General features: G+C 64.9%; 1 protein-coding gene. It reads right to left on the minus strand.

Features of this window, described 5'->3' with window-relative positions:
* A partial coding sequence (locus tag BFD71_RS38715) for a PadR family transcriptional regulator (RefSeq protein WP_083245751.1) occupies positions 1 to 627 on the minus strand: 627 nt, incomplete at its 3' end.
* Between the last annotated feature and the right edge of the window lie 65 nt (positions 628 to 692).

The following is a 692-nucleotide window of genomic DNA, read 5'->3' on the forward strand; positions in this document are numbered from 1 at the left end:
ACGCAGCAGCGCGCGCTTGAGCGCGCGGCGCGCCTCGATCAACTCGCGCACCCAGGCGCTGCCTTCGGCCGGATCTTCGCCGGCCATGGCGCGGCGCATGACTTCCATCTTGCGGCCGAAGTGCGTGAGCTTCGCGAGGATCAGGTCCGCGCGTTCGCGGTTGGCCTCGAGGTACGTGCGGCCTTCGGGCGAAAGCTCATAGCGCTTGCGGTTGCCTTCGAGCGTCACGCTTACATAGCCCAGTTCCTCGAGGTACGTGAGGGCTGGATAGACCATGCCGGGGCTCGGGCTGTAGAAGCCGTTCGAACGTGCGTCGAGCGCCTTGATGAGTTCGTAGCCGTGGCTCGGGCGCTCGGCGAGCAGCACGAGCAGCATGAGTTGCAGGTCTTCGGACGTGAACTTGCGGCCCCGACCAAAACCGTCGCCGTCGCCGAAACCGCCGAAGCCGCGGCCGAAACCGTCGCCGAAGCGGTCGCCAAAGTCGCCGGGACCTTCGCCGCCGCGATGGCGGCCCATTGCGTGGCGCAGCGCGTGAAGCGCCTGCATGGCTGGGTGGCGGCCGCCGAAGAAGTCGCGCGGATCGCGCGCGGGATGGCCGGTTTGACCAAAGTGCGAATGGTGGCGCATAGGGCCTCCTTGTCTGGAGAGTGTCTTAAAACATGTTTTAAGATATATATCGTAAGAGTGTTTGT

Source organism: Paraburkholderia nodosa (assembly GCF_001718195.1).
GTDB classification, from domain to species: Bacteria; Pseudomonadota; Gammaproteobacteria; order Burkholderiales; family Burkholderiaceae; genus Paraburkholderia; species Paraburkholderia nodosa_A.